The following is a 5004-nucleotide window of genomic DNA, read 5'->3' on the forward strand; positions in this document are numbered from 1 at the left end:
AGCGAAGCTGACCGTCCGCACCCCACCACACCAGGTCCCCGGTGCGATACATCCGCGCCCCCGGCGCCCCGAACGGACACGCCACAAACCGCGTCGCCGACAACCCGGGACGCCGCCAATACCCTGCTCCCACGCTCGAGCCCGCCACATACAGCTCGCCGACGACCCCCGCGGGCACCGGCTGCATCCATGCGTCGAGCACGAAGAAGGCCAGGTGGGCCAGCGGCACCCCGACGGGGCTGGCCGTGCTGTGCACATCGGCGGCGAGGATCTCCCGGAACGAGGCGTGCACCGTCGTCTCGGTGGTGCCGTACAGGTTCAGCAGGCGCGGCAAACCCGGGTGGTTGTCCAGCCACGGCGACAGACGCTGGGGTTCGAGCGCCTCCCCGGCGAACACCACGGCCTCAAGCTTGAGCTGACGTCCGAGCTCGGGTGCGAGCGCGTCCGCGGTCTGCAGCGCAGAGAACCCCGACGGGGTCTGGCTCAAGACGCCGACTTCTTCGGCGGCCAACAGCGCATGGAAATCTTCCGGCGAACGCGCCACCGACTCGGGCACCACGACGAGGCGCCCGCCGGCCAGAAGCGCACCCCAGATCTCGCAGACAGAGACGTCGAAGGCCAACGAATGCCACTGCGACCACACCAGCCCCGGCGCCAACTCGACGGCGAGAGAGTCCAGCAGCCCGATCACGTTGTGGTGGGTGATGGCCACCCCCTTGGGGACACCGGTGGTCCCCGACGTGTAGATCAGGTAGGCGATGTTCTCCGGGTCCGGCGCCGGCAGCGCGGTGTCGGACCGCACGTCGACGGCGGGATCGTCGAGATCGTCGACGTCGATGACCAGCAGATCGCGCCCGTCCAGCCGATCGCTCAACCCGGTGTTGGTGATCACCGCGATCGGCGCCGCATCGTCGAGCACGAACGCGATCCGGGCCGCCGGCACCGCCGGGTCGATCGGCACGTAGGCGGCCCCGGTTTTGAGCACCGCCAAAATCGCCACGATCGCCTCGGCCGAACGCGGCAACAACAGCGCCACCCGCTGACCCGGGCCTACGCCCTGACCGGCCAACAGGTTCGCCAGCCGGCCGGAAGCCTCCTCGACCTCGCGGTAGGTCCACGAACGCTCTCCGCAGGTGATCGCCGTCGCCTCCGGGGCGCGGGTCACCTGGGCGGCGAACGCCACCGGAATCGACGCCGAGGCGGTGGCCGGGCGGGTCAACACCGCCCGGTTGCCCCACCCGTCCAGCCCGCCAAGGTCACCGGCATCGAGTAGTTCCAGCGACGAAAGCCGCCGCCCGGGGTCGGCGGTCATCGCTGTGAACACCCGCTGCAGTCGCCTCGCCAATTCCGGGACGTCGAAATTCGCAAATGCCCCGCCCGCGCCCGCCGTACTGAGAAAAAGCTGATCGCCGGCGCCGGAGAAGATCAATCCGAAGCTGCCCACCTGGACGGGGTTGGTAAACGACGCCGATGCCTCCACACCGGCGAAGTCCATGGTCATCGTGGAGGGCATGAAGTTGACGCTCACCCGATCGGTCGGCTGACCGTCGCCGCGCGGGTCGGCTTTGCGTTCCAGGGCATGCACCGGGAACCGCTGATGCTGCAACGCTTCCCGTATTCGGGTATCGACGTGCTGACAAAAGTCGGCCACCGTGGTTTCCGGCGAGAGGCTCATCACCAGTGGCACTACCCCGGAAAGCATCCCGGGAATCATCTTCGACTCCGGACGCACCCGCCTGCTGACCGGGAAGTCGAGCACCACCTGTGAGCCCTGGGCACCCCACCCGCGCACCAGCAGTGCGCACGCCGCGGTGATCACCGATGACCTCGGCACCCTCCACGCGTCGGACAACTCCTGAACTCGCCGCAGGGCGACGGGGTCCAACCGAACCGGCGCAGAGGGCGCACGCTGCTCCCCCTCGCCACCGGTCGGGGACAACCGGTCATGCGGCCCGCTGTCCGACGGAATGTTGCCGGTCCAATAGGCCTGGTCTTCGCGGTAGTCGGTGGACGCTGCGTATTCCGACTCGCACCGAACCAGATCTTCCAGGGATCCGAAAAAGGACGGCGGAATGGGAGAGCCAGCAACAATTGCCGCGTATACGGTCGCAATCCGGTTGGCGAGCAGCGTGATTCCGGTTCCATCGATGATCATGTGGTGGAAGCAGCCGAACAAGTAGAACTCGTCCACCCAGGTCTGAAACAAGGCGAATTTGAACAGCGGGCCGGCCGGGGACATGGGCGTGTGCTGGATGGACAACGCCCTCGCGCGAGCCTCTTGCACCGGATGGCGCGCGTCGCTCAGGTCGTGGAAGTCCAGTTCGACGTCCGGGTAATCGATCGCCCGCTGGAAAACCTGGCCATCGGCCTCGACGATGGCGGCCCTGGCCGGTTCGGCCTCCCCCATCGCTTGACTGATCGCGCGCTTGAGTACGTCGGGATCGATCGTTCCGTCGAATCGCACAAGTACGCCGAGCTGCCACTCCGTACCGGCGTGACCCGTCTCCTGCGCAAGCCAAATGTCCAGTTGGCCCCGCGTCAGCGGAAGCGCCCGGTCATCACGTGTCATTCGGTCTACCTATCAACGCCCCAGTGCCGCGGCCAAGCGCCAACGCCGCTCTCCCGCGGCTAACCGTCAATGCCCTTGTCCCGCAGCCAAGCGCTCGCGCAGACTCTTCGGTCTGATGTCGGTCCAGTTCTGCTCGATGTAGTCCAGACACTCCGCGCGAGCCGCTTCGCCGTACACCACCCGCCAGCCGGAGGGAACGTCGGCGAAAGCCGGCCACAGGCTGTGCTGCTCCTCGTCGTTGACCAAGACGAGAAACCTGCCATCTTCGTCGTCGAACGGATTGATGCTCACCGCGTCTCCCGTACCCGTCTACTGGACATAGGTGTAACAAGTTCTAAACCATACTGGATGACCAGGGAGGTTGTCTTGGCCTTGGGGGAAATTCAGGTGTCGATCCCTCACCTGAAACCTACTCGGTGGTACTATCTGGCGCGCCGTACTCTGGAACCTTGAAATTCGCGGCGATCAGTTCACGGCCCCACGTCGCACGGTGCGTCGAGCGGGTGAGGGCGTTCGCTCACGAGGTTGCCGGCCGTGTTTTCGCCGCGACGACGCGCACCGACGCCTCGAAAGCCGCAGACCTGCACTGTTGATGAACGGCAATCGTGTGCCGACACATTGAGGCCCCGAGAAGATTCCGACCGCGGGTCGCCGTGTCGTTTGCTGGCCCCCGCCGATCGGCCGGCACGGTGCGGGGCCAACCCCGCGGTCTGGTTCGTGTCGCACTAGTTGCCCAGAACCGTTGCCGAAGCCGTCGGCGCGGCCGCTGCGCCGCCCGTCCGGGGCGTCGACGCCACGGCGACAACTGGCCTGATCGGCGCCGGAGTCCCGTCGACCGTGGCCGCGATGCCGACCGCGTCCTGGTGTCACCGGCTGTGTCACGGATTCAGCAGACGGAACCGGGGCGTTCTTTGCGATCGCAGACGTCGAGGCTACTGTAGGGGCGGCACAATTCGGTGAGGCGACGCAGATTTGATTGAGGCGACATCAATGGACAACCATGGCGAACAATCGGCGCAACTCGAATCGAAGGACAGTGCAACACCGGTCGCAATGTCTGCGCACCTCGCCGACGACCTTCTGTCCACGACCGCAGTCGGCTGGCGCAGCTTTTACGACAAACTCAGCAGGCGCCTGGAAGACATCGGGGTGGCCGACTCGTCGTTCTTCCTGAATTATGGCTACCTGCCGATCGATTCTCGCAATGAATCGGCATTCCCGATTCGCGAAGGTACCTTCAACGTCAACTCGGTCCGACTCGTGTTCGAAGTCGTCGGATCGCACGACCTCAATGACCGCACCGTCGTCGAAATAGGATGTGGGCGTGGCGGCAACTCCGCCCTTGTCGCGGAGAAGTTCAACGCCCGGGTCATCGGTATCGACCTGTCCTCGGAAGCCATCGGCTTCTGCAGCAAAACGCACACCAAGCCTTCGCTCGACTTCAAGGTCGGCGACGCCCTGAACATTCCCCTGGACGAAGCCGCCTGCGATGCAGTCATCAACATTGAATCGTCCCATTCTTATGGCAATCTGCCAAAATTCCTCAAAGAAGTCCGCCGTATTTGTCGGCCCACGGCCTGGTTCCTGCATACGGACTTCTTGAGTCCCGAGGACTGGGACTACGTGAGGACGCGTTTGAAGGCGCTGGGCTTTGTCACCGAGGACGACCGTGACATCACCGCCAACGTACTCGCCTCCCGAGATCAAGCGAGCAACAACTACGAGCAGGTTTATGGTGACGGAAATGCTCGCGTGGCCAACTTCCTTGCGCTACCCGGCTCCGCGATCTACGAGCAGATGCGGGCGGGCTTGTTGGAGTACCGGATACTGAGGTCTCAATTGCGTGCCGAGGCGGCATAGATTCTTCCCTTGCCGCACGGCATCCGCCTGTCGGTCGTTGGCCGATCGGCCGGTCTGCCGACGCCGCTCCCGAATCAGCAGCACTGCCGCAGGCCCCGATTTTCATGCGGGCCTGCATTGTCATGTGAACCCGGGTCATGTGAGCCCGGCCAGACCTTCAACGAGACAGGAGCATTCGACCGTCGCCATGGAGCACGAACCCACCGATACAGGTGAGAACAGGAAGCCGATTCTCGTGACCGGCGCACCCCGATCGGGCACAACCTGGACTGGTCAAATGATTTCGCACGCACCTGGCGTGGGCTACATACACGAGCCTTTCACTCCGGAGGGTGGCTTATTGAGCGGTTTCGCCAATCCTCTGACGCCGTTTCTGTACCTCACCGATGAGAACTCGCGCGAATACGAGAAATTTCTGGCACGCCTCGTGAACTTCAGGTACCCCCTACGAAGAAATCTGCTGCACGCCAAAAGCGTGCGAGACGCGCTACAAATGCTCTGGATCTTCAAGGATCTTTCCATGCACAGGTGGAGAAAGCATTCTGCGGTGGTCAAAGATCCGCTTGCCGTGTTTT

At 64.1% G+C, this 5004-nt stretch carries 4 protein-coding genes; 2 read left to right on the forward strand and 2 right to left on the reverse strand.

Annotated elements, in window-relative coordinates; translation table 11 throughout:
• Both AC2VOK_RS19640 and AC2VOK_RS19645 read right to left on the reverse strand, forming a co-directional pair.
• Window positions 1-2569: non-ribosomal peptide synthetase (locus tag AC2VOK_RS19640; RefSeq protein ID WP_428901929.1), on the reverse strand; the 2569-nt coding region annotated here is incomplete at its 3' end.
• 66 nt (window positions 2570-2635) lie between these two features.
• Window positions 2636-2860 carry an MbtH family protein gene (locus AC2VOK_RS19645; protein ID WP_428901930.1) on the reverse strand — a complete coding sequence of 75 codons (225 nt, stop codon included), beginning with the start codon at window positions 2858-2860 and terminating at the stop codon, window positions 2636-2638.
• Between the two features lie 699 nt (window positions 2861-3559).
• Here AC2VOK_RS19645 and AC2VOK_RS19650 point away from each other — a divergent pair.
• Together AC2VOK_RS19650 and AC2VOK_RS19655 are read left to right on the forward strand one after the other, a co-directional pair.
• A complete protein-coding gene (locus AC2VOK_RS19650) occupies window positions 3560-4429 on the forward strand; it encodes a class I SAM-dependent methyltransferase (protein WP_428901931.1) in 870 nt (289 codons plus the stop codon).
• Window positions 4430-4616: 187 nt separating this feature from the next.
• Window positions 4617-5004, forward strand: a 388-nt coding sequence (locus tag AC2VOK_RS19655; protein WP_428901932.1) for a hypothetical protein, incomplete at its 3' end; no start/stop codon positions are given.

The sequence above is a fragment of the Mycobacterium sp. TH-M116 genome, from assembly GCF_057473685.1.